This window comes from Paenibacillus sp. FSL M8-0212, assembly GCF_038004645.1.
Lineage (GTDB): Bacteria > Bacillota > Bacilli > Paenibacillales > Paenibacillaceae > Paenibacillus.
On record NZ_JBBORP010000001.1, the window covers coordinates 5617429 to 5642001 of the forward strand.

14 protein-coding genes and 1 pseudogene are annotated in these 24573 nt (G+C 43.8%); 6 read left to right on the forward strand and 9 right to left on the reverse strand.

Annotation, left to right across the window (positions count from 1 at the left end):
• Positions 1-98 precede the first annotated feature (98 nt).
• The 5 genes from MKX68_RS24765 to MKX68_RS24785 all read left to right on the forward strand — a co-directional run bounded on the left by MKX68_RS24765 (position 99) and on the right by MKX68_RS24785 (position 6002).
• Complete coding sequence (locus MKX68_RS24765; protein WP_340914403.1) at positions 99-1898, forward strand: ABC transporter ATP-binding protein; 1800 nt, start codon at positions 99-101, stop codon at positions 1896-1898.
• Complete coding sequence (locus tag MKX68_RS24770) at positions 1895-3646, forward strand: ABC transporter ATP-binding protein (protein WP_340914404.1); 1752 nt, start codon at positions 1895-1897, stop codon at positions 3644-3646. Before MKX68_RS24765 ends, MKX68_RS24770 begins: the two co-directional genes overlap by 4 nt.
• 82 nt (positions 3647-3728) lie before the next feature.
• On the forward strand, positions 3729-4691 hold the full coding sequence (locus MKX68_RS24775; protein WP_340914405.1) for an ABC transporter substrate-binding protein: 963 nt from the start codon (positions 3729-3731) through the stop codon (positions 4689-4691).
• 175 nt (positions 4692-4866) lie between these two features.
• Entirely contained in the window at positions 4867-5304 is a 438-nt protein-coding gene (locus MKX68_RS24780; protein ID WP_340914406.1) for a hypothetical protein, read from the forward strand.
• A 299-nt stretch (positions 5305-5603) separates the two neighbouring features.
• On the forward strand, positions 5604-6002 hold the full coding sequence (locus tag MKX68_RS24785) for an RDD family protein (RefSeq protein WP_340914407.1): 399 nt from the start codon (positions 5604-5606) through the stop codon (positions 6000-6002).
• Positions 6003-6430: 428 nt separating this feature from the next.
• On the opposite strand, the gene ilvD is transcribed toward MKX68_RS24785, so the two are convergent.
• From ilvD to MKX68_RS24805, 4 genes are all read right to left on the reverse strand, one after another.
• Positions 6431-8122, reverse strand: a complete 1692-nt coding sequence (gene ilvD / locus MKX68_RS24790) for a dihydroxy-acid dehydratase (RefSeq protein ID WP_017688240.1) — start codon at positions 8120-8122, stop codon at positions 6431-6433.
• A 15-nt stretch (positions 8123-8137) separates the two neighbouring features.
• Positions 8138-8803, reverse strand: coding sequence for a GntR family transcriptional regulator (locus MKX68_RS24795; protein ID WP_340914408.1), 666 nt, complete (start codon positions 8801-8803; stop codon positions 8138-8140).
• A 451-nt stretch (positions 8804-9254) separates the two neighbouring features.
• Positions 9255-9482, reverse strand: coding sequence for a hypothetical protein (locus MKX68_RS24800; RefSeq protein WP_340914409.1), 228 nt, complete (start codon positions 9480-9482; stop codon positions 9255-9257).
• A gap of 434 nt (positions 9483-9916) precedes the next feature.
• Positions 9917-10921, reverse strand: coding sequence for a hypothetical protein (locus tag MKX68_RS24805; RefSeq protein ID WP_340914410.1), 1005 nt, complete (start codon positions 10919-10921; stop codon positions 9917-9919).
• A gap of 150 nt (positions 10922-11071) precedes the next feature.
• On the opposite strand from MKX68_RS24805, the pseudogene MKX68_RS24810 reads away from it, so the two are divergent.
• Positions 11072-11500, forward strand: a pseudogene (locus MKX68_RS24810) (IS3 family transposase); the annotation flags it as partial.
• Positions 11501-11801: 301 nt separating this feature from the next.
• Here the strand turns inward: MKX68_RS24810 and MKX68_RS24815 are convergent.
• From MKX68_RS24815 to MKX68_RS24835, 5 genes are all read right to left on the reverse strand, one after another.
• The gene (locus MKX68_RS24815; RefSeq protein WP_340914411.1) at positions 11802-13553 is read right to left on the reverse strand and encodes an ABC transporter ATP-binding protein; all 1752 of its coding nucleotides are present in this window, start codon (positions 13551-13553) and stop codon (positions 11802-11804) included.
• On the reverse strand, positions 13540-15339 hold the full coding sequence (locus MKX68_RS24820) for an ABC transporter ATP-binding protein (protein WP_340914412.1): 1800 nt from the start codon (positions 15337-15339) through the stop codon (positions 13540-13542). The genes MKX68_RS24815 and MKX68_RS24820 overlap by 14 nt, the downstream gene beginning before the upstream one ends.
• A 578-nt stretch (positions 15340-15917) precedes the next feature.
• Positions 15918-16040, reverse strand: a complete 123-nt coding sequence (locus tag MKX68_RS24825) for a hypothetical protein (protein WP_340914413.1) — start codon at positions 16038-16040, stop codon at positions 15918-15920.
• Between the two features lie 111 nt (positions 16041-16151).
• Entirely contained in the window at positions 16152-20603 is a 4452-nt protein-coding gene (locus MKX68_RS24830) for a type I polyketide synthase (protein WP_340914414.1), read from the reverse strand.
• Positions 20604-20605: 2 nt separating this feature from the next.
• Positions 20606-24571, reverse strand: a complete 3966-nt coding sequence (locus MKX68_RS24835; RefSeq protein WP_340914415.1) for an SDR family NAD(P)-dependent oxidoreductase — start codon at positions 24569-24571, stop codon at positions 20606-20608.
• Positions 24572-24573 lie beyond the last annotated feature (2 nt).

The window sequence follows — 24573 nt, forward strand, 5'->3', positions numbered from 1 at the left end:
TGAAGAGGTAGTGATCATTCAGGGCTCTATGAGATATTAATGTGCGTATATAACACTGCGTTATATTGAGAATGATTATTAATATCAGGAGGGGTGAGATGAACAACACATCTGAAGTGTCCGGACTAATGCAAGTAACGAAGGAGCGCAAAGGTCTGCTGATTACAGCAAGTATCTTCTCGACCATGTCGAGTCTGTTGCAGATTGTTCCTTTTGTCGGAGTGTATAAGATCGTCGAGGAACTGCTAACGCATGCGGGCCAACCATCTGCGATGGACAGAGATCTGTTGATCTATTGGGGGATCGTCGCATTCGTAGCCCTGATTGCAGGGCTCATTGCGCTCTATATCGGGGGGATGTGCTCACACATCGCTGCGTTCAACATTTTGTACCAGCTCAGAGTGAGACTTGCGGAACATGTTGCCAAAGTACCCATGGGGTATCACACCCGGACGGCAACCGGTGAGCTGAAGAAGATCATCGAAGTCAGTGTGGAGAAAATTGAGAAATTTATCGCCCATCAGTTGCCGGATCTGGTCAGTGCGATTGTCATTCCACTGATGCTGCTGGGATACTTATTTTGGCTCGATTATCGTATGGCGCTGACGCTGTTGGTCCCGATCGGAATCGGGTTCTGGCTGCAAAGTCGTATCTTTCGCAGTGAACGCGGCCGTCAGGCTTATCGTGATTTTCAACTTGCCATCGAAGAGATGAATGCGACGGGTGTTGAATACGTGAGAGGTATGCCGGCGGTGAAAGTATTTGGCATTACAGCTGATTCGTTTCTGACCTTCAAACAGGCGGTGACGCGGTACCGGGATATTTCGTTGAGAATAACAGATTTATGTAAAACATCTTACGGGCTGTTTTTTGTGATCATGATCTCGTTATTTACCTTCATCGTTCCGGTGGGTATTCTGCTGTCGAGTGGAAATGCGGGCAATCAGTCGTTTGCGATCACGTTTATTCTGTTTCTGATCATTACCCCGAGTCTATCTGCTCCGTTATTGAAGTTAATGTATCTGGGTAGTGGGATGCGAGAGATTGTGGAAGGACAGAAACGGATTGAATCGGTGTTTGCCGAGCCGATTGTACAAGAACCTGAATTGCCTAAAGTTCCGGATACATATGAGGTTGCCTTTCGTCAGGTATCGTTTGCTTATGAGCGTAAGGAGAGCGAAGCATATAAACCTGTACTTGAACAGATTGATTTTGTAGCCAAGGCAGGAGAGATGACCGCACTTGTCGGACCTTCTGGTGGAGGAAAATCAACCATTGCGAATCTATTGCTTCGTTTCTGGGATGTACAGGAAGGTGAGATTACGATTGGTGGGATTCCCATTCAGGAGATGGGTACGGAGAAACTGATGGATACCGTGTCCTTTGTATTTCAGGATGTACATCTGTTCTACGATACGATTGAAGAAAATATTCGGATGGGCAACACATCAGCTTCACGACAGGACGTTATAGCTGCGGCTCAAACTGCTTGCTGTCATGAATTCATTGAGAAACTGGATGCCGGATATGACACCAAAATCGGAGAAGGCGGCACGTACCTGTCCGGCGGTGAAGCACAGCGAATTGCTATTGCACGGGCACTGCTTAAAAATGCTCCCATTCTGGTCCTGGATGAAGCGACTGCCTACGCAGATGCAGAGAATGAACACAAGATCCATCAAGGTCTGGCCCAACTGGTTCAAGGCAAAACGGTACTGATTATTGCTCATCGTCTAACAACGATTCGTGCAGCCGAGCAAATACTCGTGATCCGAAAGGGAACAATTGCCGAGCGTGGGACACATGATCACTTGCGTGCATTAGGCGGAGTATATGAGCACATGTGGCAGGCCCATATCAGTGCGGCTTCCTGGAAGCTTGGAGGTGCAGGACGATGAAGAATTATCTATACAATATATCTGGCGGTAACCCGCGTAGTCTGCTTCCTTCGGTAATTGCAGCGATTCTGGACGGGATTGCAAAGATTGTTCCTGCGGCGCTGCTTGTGGACATATTCAATACGATCTATAAGTCTTTCGCTGATCCGGACAAAGGATTGGATATCAACCGAATGTGGATTGTATGCTGCATCTTGTTTGTCTTGATTCTGGTGGAGTATGCGGCTTACGCCTCACTCTATGACAAGACCTATCGGGCAGCATACAGCCTCGCGGCCTCAGGAAGATTGAAGCTGGCAGAACATATTCGCCATCTGTCGTTAGGATTTTTCGGAAAACGAGATCCTGGAGATCTGACGAACCTGATCTTGAGTGATTATGGTCAGGTCGAGCATACGATCTCTCACAATCTGTCGCAGCTGATCAGCGCGATTGTGCTTCCGGTACTCGCTTTTGGCGGACTTCTGTTGGTGGATTGGAGAATGGCCGTAGCCATGTTTATTGCGGTCCCTTTAGGTGTGGCTCTGCTATGGCTTACGGATTCGATTCAGGCACGACTGAGTGAGAACCATGTTCGAGCCAAAAACGAAGCCGCCAGTCGGCTGCAGGAGTATCTGAGCGGCATTCGTGAGGTTAAGGCCCACAATATGGGGGGCAAACGTTTTGAACGGCTGCGTCGTTCTTTTGACGAATTGAAATCAGCTTCCATTCGTTTGGAAGGCATCATGGGACCGATGATTATGGGCGCGATGTTGCTTACACGATCAGGTATGACGTGGATGATTCTCGTGGGCAGTTATTTGCTTGCAGGCGGTGAGTTGTCGTTACCGGTATTTCTGTTATTTTTGCTGGTAGGCACAAAGGTATTCGAACCGCTAACGGTTGTACTGATGAGTTATGGGGAGATGCGGTATTCTGCGTATAGTGCTAGACGCATTATGGATGTGCAGCAGGAGGCCCCGATGGCAGGAAAGGGAGATGTACAGCCCAATCAGGCGATTTCATTTGACCAGGTGACCTTTGGATATGATGCTCAGCAGCCGGTGTTGAAAGACTTGTCGTTTACGATTGAGCCGCATACGATTACTGCGCTGGTTGGCCCATCCGGTAGTGGTAAGAGTACAGTCACACGTCTCATTGCGCGCTTCTGGGATGTACAGCAAGGCAGCATTCGCATTGGTGGCAGCCCCGTTGATCAGATGGACCCGGAGAAGCTGTTACAGGATATCTCAGTGGTCTTCCAGGATGTGTATCTATTCCAGGATACGATCGGCAACAACATTCGTGTAGGAAAGAAAGACGCTACGCAATTCGAGATTGAGGAGGCAGCACGCAGAGCTTGTTGTCATGAGTTTATCTCCAGTCTGCCTCAAGGGTACGATACGCTCGTTGGCGAGGGTGGATCGACGTTATCTGGTGGGGAGAAGCAACGGATCTCCATTGCACGTGCTTTGTTGAAAAATGCATCAATCGTATTGCTCGACGAAGCCACCGCTTCACTTGATCCGGAGAACGAAGCCGCGGTGCAGCAAGCGATTAATGAGCTAGTCGCGGACAAGACGGTTATTTTGATTGCACACCGATTAAAGACCATTCAAAATGCCGATCAGATCCTTGTATTGGACCATGGTCAGCTCGTAGAGCAAGGAACTCATGCGCATTTGTTAGATCACTCAGGCATTTACGCTCGGCTGTGGCAGTTACAACAGGATGCGGAAGGCTGGCAGGTAAAAGTGAACGGATCATGAGTGTTTGATGAGATAGATAAAGTAACTGAAGCGAGTAAGCCTAATGTGGCTATTGAACTGACATAAAAGGAGAATGACAACGATGTTTAAACGAATTCCTGTATGGATTGCACTATGCTGTATGCTCACCTTGGCGGCCTGTGGAACGACCCAGACCACCAGTGAAGTGGCCAGCTCCTCAGAGGGAACTGCACAAGCAACGACCAAAGTGATTACCAACCCAAATGGTGAAGAGATTACGATCCCTTTGAATCCAGAGCGCATTGTTGATCTTTCTGGCTCTACAGAAGAGCTGCTGATCATTGGGAAAACACCTGTGGCCACAATGAGCGCGGATTACGGCAATCCGGAGCAACTCACGCCAACCATTAAGGATCAGCTGAGTGCAGATACCGTTAATCTGGGCTGGTATGGTTTCCCGTTCAGCATTGAAGCTATAGCGGGTGCCAATCCGGATCTGATTATTCTAGGAAAGGATTTTAACACGGATCAGTATGAAACCTTATCCAAAATTGCGCCTACGATTGCATTGCCTTATTCCTACTATGATTGGAGAGAGCGACTGACATTCTTGGCAGATACGTTTGGAGAAGAAAGCAAGAAAGATGAATATCTGGCCAAGTATGATGCGAAATCTGCAGAGTGGAAACAAAAGCTGGAGGCGGCTGTACATGGTGAATCCTTTGCCGTAATTGAGACATATCCAAACAACCTGGTCATCTATTCCAATAAAGGGGCAGCTGAGATGTTATACGGTGAATGGGGCCTGAAGCGCACAGAGGGTATCCCTGATCCAGAGGGCTGGGGTGGTAAACAGATCGCACTGGAGGCTCTGGCTACCGTTAATCCGGATCGTCTGCTATTGATGGAGAATAGTGAGAACAAGATGGTCGATAGCAAGGTGTGGAATAACATGAACGCAGTGAAGAATGAGAAGATCTATAAAATCTCTAATGTTGATAATTACAATTATTCGTACACAGCGATGGGGAGAATGGAGCTTATGGACCGTTTGGGTACGATGATCCTGGAAGGACAGAAGTAGTCGTTGGATTAAAGCAATTGAAACGATAGATTAAATTTAACATTTAACAGGACCTAATAACGCCTATGTTAATTGTGGGATTGTGTAATTTGTTCGAAATCATGTAACTTGAGCGGTTCTGGCTGCGTTTAGACATTGGGGTGATCTGATGTTGGTGAACGCGGTTCAACGGTACATGGTATTCGGACTTATATTTATAGGGATAAGCTTGACGGCATATCTCGTTCTTGAATGGGTTGAAGGGTACCAAATTACAACGACAGAGTATTACGGCTTACGTAATGCAGGGGGAGTAATATATATTCTTTCGCTCATCTTGGGCTTCGGTCACTATTTAGTCGCTTTTTATGTTGTTATTCTTAGCCCGATCTCATGGTTGCTGCGAAAATATGTACGTTTTCCTATGATGAGAACTTTCATCTATATGGTTGGGTTTGGATGGGGCGGGCTGTGGGTTTTTGATCTCATGTACAGTCCATATTTCGTGAATGGATACCATCTGAATCGAATGACATCGATATGGATATTTGCCATCGCCGGTTTAGTCTATGCTATTGTGGAGAATAAGATTTGGCGAAGAGGGCAGATGCAGAACGAACAGAAGGCTACTTAACAAATGTTGAGTAGCTTTTTTTTGGTTTACATAATTATTATGGTGTTTTCATTGGGGATGCAGTTAGAAAGGATTATGTACGATTAAGTAGTGAACACATGAGCAACGGTTAAGTTAATCGATAGTTTGTTATAAAATTCACAAAGGGATGCAATTAAAAATAGGAGTTTTATCGTAAAAAGGTAAAATTTTCTGTTATACTATTTGAGTTGTGTACATAAAGTTAGATATTTTAATGAAGGGAGTTCATGAAGTAAATTAGCCGTTTAGTTTAAAATTGTAGTTTGGAGGAAAGCATTTTGTATAAAGCAGGTTTTTGGATTAGATTAGGAGCAGGTGTATTGGATAGTCTTATTATTTCAATTCCGTTAGTGATTATTGCAGGTGTGCTGACGGGTAACTTTGATACGGATGAGCCGATTGCCAAACTACTTAGTGCGTTATATTCAATTTTATTACCAGTTTACTGGTATGGTCGAACCATCGGAAAACGTATATGTGGAATTCGAATCCGTAAATACGATACACACGAACCGCCAAAAATTGGTACAATGCTGATGCGAGTTGTTGTGGCTGGACTTGTGTATGTGATAACTTTGGGTATCGGAATTATTGTGAGTGCGTTTATGGTTGGTTTGCGTGAGGATCGACGTGCGATACACGACTTTATTGCAGGAACAGAAGTAGTCTGGGATTAAACTTGGAGATTATAAAGAATTGGCTGTACAGGGGTAAAAATCACTGTGCAGCTTTTAAATCACTAGTACTGTTTCACAAAACTCGTATTTTGTACATATGTATATACCATTGATTCTGCTATTTCGATTAATGAACTTTTATTTATTATTAAATCAGATGCGTCAATCTCCATATAAGTGTCTCCTTCAATCCAAGTCAAATTGCAAAATTACACCCCCCTAGAATTTCATCGGCTAAACTCAGGGGTTTTTCCAATGTCTATTCTAGGGGGTGCACTTCATTCTCAAATGATGAAACTAAATTCTTCATCTTTTTCTTGCGACATTCTTGATCTCTAAAGCTGGCATTTTTTGTTTAGCGCGCTTCATGCATTCGTTGTAGTAGCTTCTCCCCTCCCATTTTATATGTAGCATCAATGTTTAATTGTCTATTCCATCAAATCTGTTACTGCACCTCTTGAAGCAGAGGAAACTAATTTAGCATATTTGGCAAGTACACCGGATTTCACTTTCAGTGGCGGTTGTACCCAAGCTTGCGCTCGAGCGGCCAACTCTTCTTCTGGCACTTCAACCTTAATTTCCTGAATGTCGCTATCGATGGTGATAATATCTCCATTTTGGAGCAAAGAAATCGGTCCACCTACTTGTGCCTCAGGGGATACATGTCCGACTACAAATCCATGCGAGCCACCCGAGAACCTACCATCTGTTATGAGAGCAACTTTCCCACCGAGACCTTTCCCTACAATGAGTGCTGTAACGGAAAGCATCTCAGGCATACCTGGTCCTCCCTTCGGTCCACAATAGCGTATGACCAATACGTCCCCTTCTTGAATTTCATCATTCATGATCGCTTCTGTCGCTTCATCTTCGCTATCGTACACCTTTGTCGGTCCGGAAAACTGTTGTATCTTCATGCCTGACATTTTGGCAACAGCGCCTTCAGGAGCTAGGTTTCCTCGAAGCACAACCAGTGGTCCATTTGGTTTAAGCGGATTATTGAGTGGACGTATAATCTCTTGATCATTCTGAAGTGGAGCAGCTTCCGCTAAATTCTCCGCCAACGTTTTACCAGTTACGGTGAGGCAATCCCCATGAAGTAATCCCTCAGCGAGCAATAGCTTCATGACCCCTGAAACACCACCAATATCATTCAAATCCTGCATGACATACTGACCACTTGGCTTCAGATCTGCCAAATGAGGAACACGCAAGCGAATTCGTTCAAAATCATCCAAGGTTAAATCCACTTCTACGGAGTGCGCAATAGCTAGCAGATGGAGAAATGCGTTGGTTGATCCCCCTAGAGCCATAACAACGGTGATCGCATTCTCAAATGCTTTCTTCGTCATAATGTCTCTTGGGTAGATTTCCTGTTCAAGAAGTGAGATGACCTGCTTACCGGCTGCTTCGCATTCCAATGCTTTATCCGCTGAGATAGCTGATGTCGAAGAAGAACCAGGCAAACACATACCCATTGCTTCTGCAGCTGCGGCCATCGTATTAGCGGTATACATCCCCCCACAAGCCCCTGGACCTGGACAAACACTGCATTCGACCTTATGCAATTGTTCGTCTGTTATTTTTCCATCTTGATATTGCCCAACGGCTTCAAAAGCTGAAACGATATCCACTTTTTTACCGTCCAGATTACCAGGTTGAATGGTTCCTCCATATACATAAACAGAAGGAATATTCATCCGTCCAATAGCCATCAAACATGCAGGCGTATTCTTGTCACACCCACCGATTGCAACAACGCCGTCAAAACGCTCGGCTCCGGTCACAATTTCAATCGAATCAGCTATAGCTTCCCGACTTGGTAGCGAGAACAACATCCCGCCATGCCCCATCGAGATTCCATCAGAAACGGTAATTGTATTAAAAATTAGTGGGGCACCGCCGTTATTACGTGCGCCCCGCTTAGCTTGCACCGCTAAATCATTGATGTGCATATTACACGGTGTTACTTCACTCCACGTACTTGCTATTCCGATCATTGGCTTTTTAAAATCCTCATCTTGAAATCCAACTGCACGCAGCATCGCTCTGTTCGGTACCCGGTTAGCACCTTCACTGATTACCTTGCTTCGAATGCGAAGATCTTTTTTATTTTCCATGTTTCTTCCCTCATTTCAAAGTATTTCGTTCAGTTCCAGCATCGGTCGAATAAAATTTTGTTTCATTAAATTATGGGCATCGTTGCTATTTTTGCCTTCAAAAGCTTTAATAATCTGATCATGTTCTTCAACTGAAGCTAGTGTAGCCGTAATAGGTTGTTTTAAAAATACGTATTTAAATCGCCTAATGTGAATCTGAAGAGATGTATTAAATGTAGCTACATAAGGATTATCTGAGAGCTCCACAATATAATTATGAAATTGCTCATCCACCTCCATAGCCTGATAAACTTGTCCATTTTTAATAGAACTTGCGAATTCCAAATTTATGGATCTTAGTTTCTCGATCTGTTCTGGAACAAAAGTTTGGGCAGTGATTTCAGCAGCTAAGGCCTGAAGAGCAGCCATCGTTGAATACATCTTAAAAATATCGTTTTTCTCAATATTCGTTACTTTTGTTTCTTTTCCTGGATGCATGGACACGAGGCCTTGAACTTCGAGTAACTGAAATGCCTCCCGAATCGGTGTCCGGCTGACTCCAAGCGATTCAGCCATTTCCGCATCAATAAGCTTTTCACCTGGTTGCAGTGTTCCATCAATGATCCATCGCTGAATCTGAGAAAACGCTCTTTCTTTTGCGGATATACGGACTGGTAAGGAAAAATCTTTAGGTATTGGCATTGTTTTCATCCTCATTACAATTATTATATGCAATATATCGCATACACGATCAAGAAGCAATTATTATTTCATTTACTCTCTCAATAAAAACAGATAACTACCTGTTTTTATTGAGAGTCTGAGACAAAAAAGAGAACTATAATTTAAGAGTCTTTCTTTGAGAAATGTTACATAAGTAATATATTTTAATGTGAATGTTCTTATATAAAATTATTTGGTACTAATGAGGGCTTATGTGCTTTTTACTTAAGTACACATCTAATCGGCAATCGGACGATGTTCTTGTCCATTACGGTAATCGGTACAAGTTCTTGTCCTTGGCTCGGGACACGAACTTGTACCGATAACATAAAAAAGCCGCTAAAATAGCGACTTCAATGGGATCATGTTCTTGTCCCTCGACATTTTTGGATTGAATCCCTCCAAACCAGCAACTTCTTTTGTGATCTCCTTAAAGGTAATTTTTTCCAATTCCACTTACCTTACATTGAGCACCAACCCAATCCATATTGATGCTATCGCGACCAAAAACATCGATAGAATACTGCCTTTGCCCCCTAGTCCCGTTTAACTGTACACCATCTCGATTTGTAAGGCGGACCTTCAAAATATCTCTAATCATACTTTCAAATACCTTATCATCCTCGATCGGGGCAAGCTGATGACTATCCATATTCATATGATTCCTTTCCCTTACATGTAATAACAAATAAGATCTTAGTTTTTGAATTTTAAGTGAAATGGTCTCAAAGGACAATATAATATATGTCAAAATTTTTATTGTCCCTAGACATCACTCGAATAGATTGCTGAAAGTATTGAATTCTTGTTGTCAGTAATCATAAATAACTATTATTTTATGTGAAGCGTAGGGCATGACAAGTTTTGTACCTCGGATTTTAGCGAGGAATCACACCCCCAGAGGCTCCTTTATAACAGCTTAAAAAGATTACATACGACTATAAATTTCATTGTATAAATTAGTTTTTTTATTTTCATTAAGTCAAATGAGTTCTATATGCAGAAAAACTTTAAATAAAAAAATTGTAACAAACGGCCTTTTTGTATATTATAGCCCCCATTTAATATGTTTTTACAAATGAAGTTGATCTATTACACTACTAGATTATCTCTTACTTCATTTAATACACTCATTTCTTCTTTTAATACATCTCTCACACGTAATTGAATTTTATTAAAAAGTTTAAGATCTTGAGTTATATTATACTTTAAAGCCATATTTCTTATATATTCAAACGAATCGCAGATACTTTTATAATTCTCTACAAAATAATTGCAGTCTGATAAGTAATTTTCTTTGATTAGATAATTAATACGATCAACCATAAGTTTTTTATGTTCCCAAAATAAATGAAAAGCTCTAATATCTAACGGTTCAGGTTTTTGATCCTCGAAACGATTTACTGAGAAATAAATAGATTCTTGTCCAAATAAAGTCTTCTCTTTAAAAGAAAGATCAATTGATGGCGCAGAGTCAAGGTAATTCTTAATTGATTCGGCAATTTGAGGAATATTTATGTTATACTCTTTTTCTTCTTTCAGATTAAATAAGTGTATATTATGAAAAAAAGGATTGTTCGAACTAATATATGGGAATTTTTCCGAATTAATTGCATCATAACCTTTCTCTATCTCCTCAAAGGTACAAACAGCTCGGATGTACTTCCCATATGCTAGGTTGTCTGCTATAAAAAACTCTTCAGATTCATTGTTATAACCATAAATGAAAATCTCATGTAAATTCGACTTTTTTTTAAAATTTGATTTAGAAGCTGAAAGATGAAATCTATCTATATACAAATATACGTAACTCCCATTATCTAAAGATTCTTTTATAAACTGTGTTAAACAATTCCATTTTCGTTGAACAATGAACTTTGGAATAACATGATGGTTTAACCAAGGACAATTATCCATTAACAAATGATGGTTATCAAAAAAAACTGTATTCCAATCATAAACATAACGTAATTGAATAAAATTATTATAGATCCAAGTAAAACACTTCTCATTATTTGATATAATTGAAGTAATACTTCCATATATATTAAAAGTATCAATAATTGTGTTGTGTACAGGTAAAATAACTTTAGTCATATAGAACCTCGCTATCGTAAGAGAATTTTTAATAATTTATTTTGAAAAATGAGTGGACTAATTAGACAATTTATGTTATTTGTTTCGAATCATAATTGACGAGATGACCTACAGTTGGAAACTACTATAGCTTAAGTTTTGATCAAACGGGGAACACGGAAGATTAGGACGAAACTCCAGGAGCAAGGTTACACGGTTTCCAGGCGACGAATTGGGCGGATAATGAAAGAGCAAGGTCTTGTGTCCACGTACACAATCGCTCAGTATAAACTGCATAAAACGGCTTGTAACGATGCAAAAACAACCAATGTTTTGAAACGCGAGTTCAACCAAACGGAAGCAAAACGCTTTGTCGTTAGTGATCTGACGTATGTTAAAGTCGGGCACAAGTGGCATTACATTTATGTACTGATCGACTTATTCAACAGAGAAACCATAGCGTTGTTAAAGACCTTTAACATTGGTTGTTCGCTCAGCATGAAAGGCTGTCCTTACGACAACGCCGTCGCTGAAGCGACTTACAAAGTAATGAAGACCGAATTCATTAACCAAATGAGTTTCCAGAGTCTCCACCATCTATAGCTAGAACTGGTTTAACAAACACCGGGTTCATGGCTCACTAGGTTACATGACACCAGTTTACTGTGGACAGTCCAATTAATATTTCATGAGGAAATGAATAATTATTGTATGATAGCTTATTAGGTATGTATTATTCATCTAAATGCATGTCGAATATCAAATTCAACTTCAATTTAAACGACCAATTCAATGAAAATTATTGAAGAAGAAGCAAATCAGTAAGCAGATTTGTTTCTTCTTCAATAATGACTTGTTTCGATTCTGGGGATATAGAAATATTCATTCATGTAATAATCTATCAGTTCTTGTTTTGAAAGCCCGCCTCTAATTTAGTTTGAATTTCACGATCACTGACTTCTACAAGGCTTCTGTATTCAGTTTCATATTGCATTAATTCATTATGTGTTCCTTTCTCCGCTATTCTCCCATTTCGAATCGTCATAATTAGATCTGCATTCATTATTGTTGAAAGACGATGGGCGATAATAATAGTTGTTTTTCCTTGTCGAAGAAGATCTATATTCTGCTGAACTTGTCTTTCAGTTTCTAAATCAAGCGCTGATGTAGCCTCATCTAATATTAAAATCTCGGGATTACGCAAGAGAACCCTAGCTAAAGCTAATCGTTGACGTTGTCCACCTGATAAAGATATACCGCGTTCTCCAATTTTAGTTTCGTATCCATTCGGCAAACGCATAATATCATCATGAATTAAAGTGGATTGACAGATTGCCTGTAACTTTTCGTCTGAAATTGATGCACCCATCATTAAGTTGTTGCGAATAGTGTCTGGAAATAAATAAGGCTCTTGAAAGACAATATCCACTCGTTTTGCATAATCTGAACGCATAATACGGTTTAACGGTATTCCGTTTATCCGAATTTCTCCTGATGTGGGTTCGAAAAAACGAATTAGTAACTGTGCAATAGTTGATTTTCCTCCTCCACTAGGCCCTACGAATGCTATTTTTGAACCTATTGGTATCTGAAAATGAATTTTATCAAGCACAACATCATTTTTCTCATCGTATTTGAAAAAAACATGATCGAATTCAAGCTGTTGGATACGATCATCAATTTTCATCCCTTCTTCCGTCCATACATCTTCACTCATTACTAACCTCATGCGATTAACATGAGCCATTTTCCCCGACAAATCCATTGTTGTATTAAAAGTGGTTTGTAGTGAAGAAGTCAATAAAGATGTAAATTGAAACATGACTATAAACGTACCAATTGATAATTCACCATTGAATACAAGATAACCTCCATATCCTAGTACAAAAAGAAGTGCTATCCATTTGAATGGCTCACTTAGAAGTAGATAACGATTCTCTGCTTTACCTTCCTCCATTGTACTTTTGAAATATTTATCAAAAGCGTTCTCATATTTTGTTTTTTCCCATACTTGCCGGTGATAAGCAATAACTTCCCGAGTTGAAGAAATACCTTCCTCAATATTAACTAACACATTGGCTTTGTCATTTTGCACTTGATTACCTATGGCCTGCATTTTAGAAGAATGAATATATCCTAAAAATATATAAACTAATGTTAGTGATATAACCATAAATAATATTATTGGGCTAGCTATACCGATAAAACTAATCATAAAAATTGAACTAATTAAATTTTGAATTCCACGCGGCAATTGTACACCGAAACCTTCACCAATATTCATAATATCTTGAGTAGCATAATTAACGTAACGTCCTGTACGTTCCTGTTGCAATTTCTTAATTGGAAATCGATATAAACGGTTAATGTAATCTGCAGTTATCATTTCTCGTAAACGAGACATGTTTTTATAGAAGAAATGAGGTATCAGTCCAAACATAATGGAATAAACAGTATACGTAATAGCCATCAAAATCACTGTACTATAAAAAAGTTGATTATTTTGCCCTATAATAACTTCGTCTATTAATTGCTTTTGTAATCCAATTGTTGCAAGAAACAGCAATCCTTCTATCACTGCAAAAATAATAGACAATAAGAAGAACCATCTCATTTTATTGAGATATGAAGAAAGCCATTTAATATTTTTCATAAGATCTCCTGACTTCATCCTTTTTATCAGAGTCACCCATATACAATTGATAAAAAAGACCATTATGACGCAACAATTGTTCAAAAGTTCCTTCCTCGATAACTTTACCATCATCCATTACAATAATTCGGTCAAAATCTTGAATTGATGATAAACGATGTGCAATTGCAATAGTGGTACGGTCATGTAACAACTGATCCAATGCTTGTTTTACTCTCTGCTCGCTAATGTTATCTAAAGCAGAAGTAGCTTCATCAAGCAAAACGATAGAAGGATTTTTTAAAAATAAGCGTGCTATAGAAATTCGCTGTTTTTGTCCACCTGATAAATTTACTCCTCTTTCACCAAGTAAAGTATGATACCCATCCGGAAATTTCACAATGAATTCGTCAGCAAATGCAGCTTTTGCTGCCAAGAATACTTCATCATCTGAAGCCTGAGGCTTACCAAAGCGTATATTTTCCATAATAGTCTCGCCAAATATAAATGTCTCCTGAAACACAAAACCTAAGGATTCTCGAAGTTCGGCCAGTTTGATATCTTGAAGCGGCACATTATCTACCATAATAACTCCTGATTGCGGGTCATAAAAACGGCCAATCAGCTTAAGAATTGTAGATTTCCCAGTTCCGCTAGTTCCGACAATAGCTACATGTTCACCTGGACGCACATGCATATCAAAATGCTTGAGAACTTGCCTACTTGTATCATAAGAAAAATCTACTCCTTTAAATGTAATTTCGCCGCTCACTGGGAGTACAGGAACGGGACTTTCAGGATCGTTAATTTGGACGGGAGTTATCATTAGATTGTAAAGACGTTTTGATTGATTCATCAACACTTTTTGTTCATTTAAAGATATGAGTACATAAGATAGTTGTAGCATCGCGTTAAAATAATATAACAGGAAAGCTGTAAATTCACCGATGCTCAAGAGATTTTGTTGCAAATCCCAATACCCAAGCAAAATAATTAAAATTCCGCCTACATAAAAGGAAAACCTTCGAATGCTTCCTTGAAAAAAAGCATAAAAATAAGTAATAACGACACTTTTATTAAATGCGCGAAGTTTCGATAATACAATTTTCCTATCCCAGTCTTCGCTTGAGTGCACCCTTAACTCTGATAAAGCTGAAACAGTGTCGTATATTTTTTGGTTATAATCTATACGACGTGCACTCATTTTTTCCCCTTCTTCATTTGACCGGGTTTCATATTTCATTCCAAAAATTGCATATAACATTAGGCAAGGTATTACAATTAGAGTTAATTTTACACTAATGAAAAATAGAAAAATTAAAGAAATTGTTGAAAAAATTACTGCTTTAATTAAAGCAGGAATAAATTCACGATAGATTATTTGGACATTAGTCACTTCAGAATTCATTAATGCCAAAGTTTCACCAACGGGATGTTGTTCGAAATAACTGAAGCCCAATTTTCGTAACTTTTGAAAAATTGCTAATTGCATATCGCGAGCTGCTTTTTCCCTTAAAGAACGCAGTAAGAGATTATTTATCGCCATAGCCACTACAACTAGAATCACCATTGCACTTATTATTACTAATGTTCTTAAGAAGCTTTCATAATTGTTAGTAGGAATTAATACATCAATAAAATGCTGAATAACTTTGGGTATAATTAGTTCTACTGATGTGATTAGTATGATACAACTAACCACACCAAAAAGTAGCCACTTATGTGGTTTTAAAAAAGAAAGCACCCATAGATAAATATGACTCAGCTGTTTAGTCTGACTAAAAAACATATTTTTTCGTCCTGTCATTACCTATATCAACCAATTTATTTAACATTAAAAGACCAACTTTCCATTGTAATATTTACGATAATTTCTCAATAAAATGGTGATTCATTTTTTTCGTCACAATGGTTACTCTCAAATAACCTGGAAGCTAAAATAAATGATTGGTTGACCTTACCAAAAATCACAGCTTAAGCTTCATGTAATGAACAATGGTGTATTCCTATTTCGCATGGCGGGGAGTTCTGCACTCGCATGGAAGATATTCTGGAAACGTACGCATTGCCGTATAATCGGGATATCCCGCGTTCAGGAGTGATCTAAGTGCTCATGACTCATGAAAACAATGATGGGATAGGCAGCTTAGCGAATGAACTCAGACAAACGAATGTACGAAAACTATTTGGTGCTTAACTACCTCGAAGGCCGGACGATTTAGGAAATCGCTAAGATAATCAAACGCATTGAGAAGACAACTGCCGGATACATTCACAGCTTTGAGCGTGAACCTCAATGGTCTGGTGCTGGGCCATTTGCCGAGCTAATCCCATCGTCCGAGCCCCGAGAAGTATATAACAACTGGTATACAATGAGAGATTAGTTTAACAAATTCCTGAGTTCGACTTCAGTGCGGTAATCAGATCCCCATCCAGCATCGCTTTCTGTCCAGCGAGCTTTAGAATTTCCGAAATATAATCATTATTTTCTTTCTCAAAGGTTTCCATTAGTACTACTCACCTTTACTAGTGATATAGTTTGTCAAGTTAAAGCTAGGTATCCAGGAGCATCTTTACCCCTCTTCGCGTTCGGTACCTCTTAGAAATCTGAAAACTCTCTTAACCCAGATTGGCCTCGACCTCTTCCAGAAGACGGGTTGATAGGGCCGAGATGCTCGGATAACTGTAGATCATCGTCAGTGGTACCTCGAATCCAATATCAATAACGAGGCGATTCCTGAGACGCACCCAATGTAGCGAATCAATGCCAATCTCTCTCAAAGGAATATGAATATCCACATTATCCTTTGAAAGCTCAAGCTGTTCCGAGACAATTCCACATAGATAGTCTTCAAGAATGGCCGGCCGCTGCCACGCTACTGTTTCGCTGAGTATATCAGCTAAATTGCCCCGCAACACTAATTCCTTATCGGAGCATTTTTCACGCTCCACCCCTTTACTCCAAACAGCGTCAATGACGCGATCAACACCTGTCGGTATTGCGGGAATAATCCGAGAGTAGTCCTTAATCCGAACTGCGATGAAGTCACCCCCGTTGGATAAGACAACTTGATCGAGCAACATAGTAGCATGCTGAGGATCAATTTCATCAAAAGCGCTGTGTTGAGCAAACTGTCCGTTTAACGAAGCATGCATGCCTCCCCCTGCCCAAGGCCCCCAACTCACGCTGGAGATTCTCCGTCGACCTTCCCAACGAGCGTTTCTGATTACCCCATCCATCGACGCATTCGCCGATGCGTAAGCACTTTGTCCAGGCGACCCGAACGTTGAAGCGATGGAAGAGAACGTGATGAAGAAATCAAGATCATCTGAGAACGTCATAGCTAGGAGGTTCTGGGCACCGTGAACCTTCGGCTCGAACACCCGTTTAATAGTTGGCTCCTTGAGATTCATTAAGGTGGCATCATCCAGAATGCCCGCGAGATGAAGCACACCACGGACTGGTGGCATGGACGAACGCAGAAATTCCGTAAGCTCCCGCATCTGATTCGGATCCGCGACATCTGCGCGTGCGACCAGTACATCGATGCCGAGGGCACGGAGCTCCTCAAAAAAGTTTGACGCATCGACCGAGATGTTGCGGTTAATCACGACCATATGACGAGCGCCACGTTGTATGAGCCAGTGAAGAACATGGCGCCCGACTCCACCCGCGCCACCGCTCACCAAATACGTGGCATCAGGCTTGAGATCCAGCCCCCCAGGTCGCAACGTCTCAACATTTTCAATCTGGCGAACGTATCGACGCCCTTCATCCCAATATACCTCCGGTTCACGAAACAATATGAACTGTGATATTTTGGAACATAGGTCTTCGACAGGGGTTCGTACAGACCCAATATCGGTGCGAGGATACTCCAGTCGCACACATCTCAGCAACGCATCGACTGCTTCGCTGGATCTGCTCCCTCCCATCTTGACTGACTCTATCTCGCATTGCACGACAACGACACGCTCAATGGCCACACAACCGTTGCTTGGTTCCAGAACCTCACGCAGAGTCGCACTGGTCTCTGCAACGACACGCGATGGACTCATCTCATCCGCTTCGGTCAAAAGTATGACCCCTACGCGCTGGTGTGTCGATCGGAGATCTCGCCGTAAAGAGTCCAAGCCGCCCACATCCGTGACGGAATGGCTGAACCCGGTCTCTTGTAGATCTGTCAGCAAAAGCTCATGAAGGGGGTTCGCTACAGACACAATGATGATCCAGTGTAGCGCCACCACTTCGTCGGAGGGACGAAGGATCTCATGACTTTCAGTCCACTCCACCCGACCAAACAGAGTCTCCGCTATCGGTGCGATGGTTTCAGTCGATGCATCTATAGCATCCAACTCACTTTCGTGCTTTACAGATGAAGACGATCTTGATGAAACAGAACCAACCCATAGATCCTGGCGAATACGGTGCGACAACGGTGCACTAGCTCTTGAGTGCCCTAAATTCGTAGCATTCAATGAGCCAAAATCGATCTTCCCCCCTCGAACGTGAAGTGCGGCTGCAGCCTCGTACAACTGTTCCATGCTCGGTTCATTACCATTTAGCGATGCAATAATCTGGACAGAACTATCGATTCTCTTTCCCAAATTAGTCAAGATTCCCGCAGGGCCGATCTCGATAAAGACATTATGTTGTGCAGCCAAGTTACGGAACGCTTGCGCAAAGTTAACTGGCTTCCGTACCTGATCCACCCAATAACCAGGCTCATGTACCGGAATCGAGTTCCCCTCGCTGGTAGACTCGAAGTGAATAATCGGACTCCCCAACACGACACCTTCGAGTTGCGTATCAAAGTGCGGAAGCATGGGATCTACTGCCGATGTATGGAAGCCGTGCGTTGTTTCTAGCGGTATCGTTATGATATCAGGACCGAGTGCTTCTTTGACCTTATTCAGCGCATCGGTACTACCTCCAATCACTACCGCACGTTCACCGTTAGTAACCGCGAGCTCCGCTTGCACATTGGTTTCCCGAAGTATATCCTGCACATCCTCTGCGCTTGCCATAATGGCGAGCATTCTTGTTGCCCCACAGTGTCGATCCATCAAGGCGCCACGAGTGATGACGAGGTTAATCGCGGTTTCAACATTCATAACTCCACTCGCACATGCAGCCGCGTACTCGCCCAAGCTGTGACCGAGGACTGCTGACGGCTTGATTCCAACGGACGCCAAAAGACGAGTCAGAGCGTATTGGAAAGCAAAGAGTGCAGGTTGCGCAAGACCTGCCTGAGACTTCAGATCAGCAGTATCGAAGATCAACGCATCAAACCAAGCATTGTTTTCACGCGAGAGATCACGGCACTCTTCAAGGGCTGAGGCGAAGACTGGAATTTTCATTAGCAACTTCGTAGCCGCCGCAACTGTCGATCCTTGACCACTGAAGAGAAAGACCGGCTTCAACGACACGGCGTCATCGCTCCTGACCCCAGTACTGATGCCGCGGCCTATATCCCGTTGAAAATGTTCCTCCGTAACCGCCTCTTCAGCCAACACGCTGAGTCGCTCAGCCATTTGCTTATGGTCTGCAGCGACCACCACCGCTTGGTGAGAAAACACCGGCCTACCGACGTTCGCTGTGCGACAGATCGCTGGGAATTGTTCATCATCCGATGCCCGCACCACACGGGCATAGGCTGACGCTTGTTTACTCACACCGTGCGCATCACGCCCGGAGAGCATCAAAACATAGGGACCCGAGCCATGCTGTTCCGGAAAAGTAGGAGCTGGACCCAGAATAACATGGGCATTCGTACCCCCACCTCCGAACGAACTAACCCCCGCGTATCGTGCGTTTCGATCAGTAGGCCACGGAAGTGAATCAGCAGAGACGATGAAGGGACAAGTTTCTTGGGCAAGGACCTCATTCGGCTCGCGGAAATTCAGAGTTCCGGGCACCGTTCTCTCTCTCACTGCCAAAACTGCCTTGATAAGCCCGGCCATCCCTGCGGCAGTGTCCAGATGACCGATGCTGGACTTAACTGCCCCTAAGATAGTAGATCTGGGTGAGTTCTCCTTGAAAACTTCACTAAGGGCAGTCAGCTCAATACTGTCACCCAAGGATGTGCCTGTACCATGTGCTTCAACGAAACCGATCTCTTGAGCAGTTACTCCTGCTGCTCTTTGAGCACTCAGGATTACCTCTCGCTGGCCCTCCACACTGGGCGCAAGGTAACCTGCCCGAGCATGCCCATCGTTATTAACTGCACTACCTTTGATGACTGCCCAAATGGGATCACCATCAGAGATCGCATCCTCAAGACGTCGAAGTACGACGACTGCAGCCCCGCTTCCTCCCACGGTGCCTGAGGCTTGAGCATCGAATGGGCGACATACACCGTCTGGAGAAAGGATTCCTCCCTCTTCATACAGATATCCACGTCCCACAGGAAAATGGATCCCAGAAGCTCCAGCCAGTGCCATATCAGTCTCTCCGACAAGTAAAGATTGAGCTGCTAGATGCACTGCCACGAGTCCGGTAGAGCAAGCAGTCTGGACAGAGATGCTAGGGCCACGAAGCCCGAGACGATGCGAGACCCTCATACACAAGTGGTCGTTCTGCGTCGCGATGAATGCTTGTAGCGGAAACAGATTGTCAAGGGGCTCCGATTCCAGATACTCACTTAGATAGGAAGCGACGCGGCTACCTGAGTAGATCGCCATTCCGGCTCCACCGTAGCAGCCAACACGTTTTCCATCGAGTCTTTGAGGATCGTATCCTGAGTCCTCCAATGCGTCCCAAGCACATTCGAGAAACTGGCGATGTTGTGGATCGATGATGCGTGCCTCAGACCGTGGGATTCGGAACAAATCAGCATCGAAAGCACCAGCGTCTTCCAAGTATCCGCTAACCGGAACGTAACGCGGGTTATTCAACATATCTGCGCTTACCCCCGATTCGCGGAGTTCTTGAGCGGTAAACCGCCTAATCGAGCTCACGCCACCAGAAAGGTTGTGCCAGAAGTCTTCGAGACTTCGTGCGCCTGGGAAATTCAACGAGATTCCCGTAATCGCGATGTCGAACTCACCAATCTCAGAAGAGATTGTCATATTCAAAACTCCTTTCTCGCCGAACGTAGCCTATGCATTCGTGAAGCTAGATCGTTTGATCCATTTAAATGGTTATAACTAGTCGGTGTCTGGCTATCCGAGCTTGTTTTTTTGGGTTCCTGTAGCTTTGCCCCCGCTCCAACTTCGGAAATCAACTGAGCGATTCGTTTTGCAAGCGCGATCGTAGTCGGAGAGCGGAAGAAGTCCATGATATCCAATCTGATGCCAAGTCGTTCCTCTATGACAAGCTGAGCCCGTGGTAGGTGTAATGACCCCACACCTGCATCGAAGAATCCGATGTTATCCGATATCTCTCTTCCTCCGAGAATCTCTACCCAAATCTCTTTGACGATTGCGAGAAGATCAGGATCAAAAATCGGCTCGGATACGTGATTTTGCACAGAGACGGAAATCGATGCGCTCACTCCGAATTCGTCGTCAAGTTTAAGAGGACCTGTGTATGAAGCCCCTTCCGCTATTTCGCCGCTAGCCATCAATCTGTCCAAAGGCTCAGGATCACGCACGACCTGCGCAGCAACAAATAGGTTGTTCGGCAACAAACCGACGACGCTGCATCCGCTTGGTAACTTTAGGACGGCCTCAAGCGCAGCCATGCCTTCATGAACACTGAGAGCGCGATAACCCAGCGCACCAATCAACTCGTCGCTAGAACCATCAACACTCATTCCAACGCCTGACCACTGTGACCACAGGATCACTTGATGAGGCACTCCTCGGTTTTTCAACGCATTTGCCCAGGCTTCGAGGTACCCATTGGCCGCTCCATAGGCGGCAACACCTGGCCCCCCGAACAACGCATTTACCGACGAGAACGCCACCACAAATCCTCCTCGCGAGAGCATTACATCGCCGAGAACCTCCGCTGGTCGAACCTTGGACACCAACGTTCTACGTAGACCTGACACTGTGAGGCCTTGCACCGTACCACTATCAAGCTGGCCGGCAAGATGAAATGCGCCTAAAATCTGCTGATTCCAATGTCTCTCGTGCTCCATCAAGGCTCGTTCGATTGCATCTTGATCACTGAAGTCCGCTTGGATATAGCTAATCTCACCCAAGCGACTCAAATCTTCCAATTCCCGACTTACCTCACCTTTCGGTCGACGTCCGATTACAATAACCCTAGCTTCATGTCGGTTCAATAGGTGTCGGCAAAGTTCCACACCTATCCCCCCCATGCCTCCTACAACCAAATATGCACCCCTTTGCTTCAAGAGGGATTCATCCTGAAGCTCGCAGAGATCAGCGATCCCTTGGAACCGCATCACCCACCTACAGCCATTGCGGTAGGCAATTCTTCGATCATCGACCTCATTCAGAATCTCAATCAGACCGTCTTCAGGTCGCCCCGGCTCTACGTCTACTGAGCGCACAGACAGCCATGTATACTCCGCCGCGAGGTTAACGACGAAACTACGAATCGCCGCATGAACTGGGTCAGATATCTCGTGACCTGACACTATGTCCGTCCCATAGGTGAGGACTGTTAGACGCACGTCGCTTATAGCCCCATCTCTTCGGTTGTTCAGATCACGCACAATTGAAGCAATTTCCTCAATCCGATTAACTTGCTCGTTCACCAACTCATGGACAGAACCCGGGCAGGCACTAGACCTGGATGGTAATGACAAGACAATATCAGTGACATCAGCATCTACGAAAATCTCACTGCTCCATGTTACCCTGGACAGTGTGTGCCCCTTGTGTCGAAGGATCCGAATAAGGTCGTCGCTTTCGGAGTTATTCGAATCGACTACAACAAAGCAACGCCGCCCACTAACAGCAGACGAAGCCACACGAACCGGTTTCCAGGTTGGTTGACTAAGCCAGACTCCCGACTGATCAGACCCGCCTTCGTCGTCGCTGATCTCGAATTCACCTGCTCGCAGACTCTCAACGAGCTTGCTACGTTGTATCTTGCCAATTGCCGTCTTTGGTAGATCGGTTGATTTGACAGCAATCACCCTTTTAGCAGAGAATCCGAAGTGTTTACGAATTCCGGTATTAATATCACGACTTACAACGACCGGGTCGTATCCTTCCAACGGGCAGAAGAAGACGACGAGTTGATCCGTAACCGATGTAGCCGTACGATAGGCAACGGCGGCAGTGAAGCTCTTGCGAGTTCCCTTCACACGTTCGGCTACCGCCTCGACCTCACTAGCCGGAATGTTCACTCCGTTGATTAAGATCTCGTCCTTAGTCCGACCGACCAAAGTCAGAGCGCCATCGTCCAGGAATGCACGGTCTCCAGTGCGGAACCAACCATCGTCCGTGAAGGAATCGGCGTTAGCCTTATCATTGTTGAAATAGCCTCTAGTAACCACCGGTCCAGTTACTTCGAGATGACCTTCCACCCCTTCCAATACAATCTGACTTTCGTCGTTCACTATCCGAAGTGACAGCCCAGAAATCGGACGACCGACGCTGACCGGCCCGATACCTGGCATAGCCTCGGATTCGTGTGGAGCTATATGCGTATGCGAGTAGGTCACTCCAGAACAGGTTTCCGACATTCCCCACATTGGCTGTATAGCCCCGCGCCGGAGACCGAAAGGCGTGAGGAGCTGAACAAAACGCATCGTTTGCTCGGCCACAACCATCTCACCGCCGTTTATAATAGCCCGCAGATTTGAAAGATCCCACCCCTTGCCAACAAACTCTGCAGATCGCGAGGCAACGAGCGAGTATGCAAAGTTCGGTGCCCATGTCGTCGTAACAGCATACTCCGACAGAAGATCTAGCCAAAGGAGCGGATCGCTAAGAATCAATGAAGTCGATACATGAATCTGCTCGCATTGTGTCAGGGTGTCCCTGATATTGCACATTATTATCCCGACAACATGATCCAATGGGAACCAGTTGAGAGAAATATCAGCGGGTGTGAAACTGTTCTCCTGTTGCATGCCAAGCACCGCCCAAAATACAGCCTCATGTGTTTGTGTTACCAGTTTGGGGATACCTGTGCTACCCGATGTTAGAAGCATAAGGGCACTTGCAGTCGTTGGCACCAACGCAGGATCTAGCGGATCATTCCGCTCTAGGTCTTCAGGTCGAAAGATTGACACCGATCCACGAACGTTTATAGGGAGTCGACTCACATCATCAGTAATGATAGGGGGGTTCCCAAGAATTTTCCATACCTCTTCAAGTCTCTCATTAACAGCGTCAGCGAAACCTGCAGATGGGGCGGTGCACGGTACTGGAATTGCACCAGCGATCTGACAGGCCCAGAATGACAGAAGGAACTTTTCGTTGTCCCCACACTGTAACAAAACAGGTTGGGAAACCTCCACGCCTACTTGACGTAGCCCGCTTGCGATACGCGAAGCTCGATCTAATATTTCTGCATATGTCACCTGCCTGTGTTCACGCTTGTTATTAACAAAATGGATTACATTACCGCTTGTGGCAGCCTGTTCAAGAATTTTCGACAAGATCACAGGCGATATGCCATCCTTCTGCTCCAATTCGGGGCCATGTACGATAGCAGAAACGCGATGTCTTTGGCTGTCATCAGACAGAACGGTCTCGGTGACTTTTGAGGCTGTAAGAATCCCAGGAGGCATCGTAAGGGGAGCATCCCCAACTTTCAAATACACCTGCTTCATCTTTCCCTCGTATAACATGTTTATCGCTCGACGCTTCACAGAGCTACTGAGAACAGGCACTTTATAGAAGAACGAGGAATCAATTTCGCCGGAAGATATTCGAGGCAAAGCACTCATTCGAACAACCGTTATTCGGTATTCATTGGAAGCACTTTTCGCATGAATGAGTCGTTCGATTTCTTCAACCGACACAGGCCTTGCAGGTACGACATACACGATAATCACCGGACCAAATTTGTCACGTCTCATAACGGCAAACCATTCAGTTGCCGCACGTGAAGCGCGAAGCGATGCGTGAATACCATCGATGATGTCGCTCGATCTCTCGGTTTTCAAAG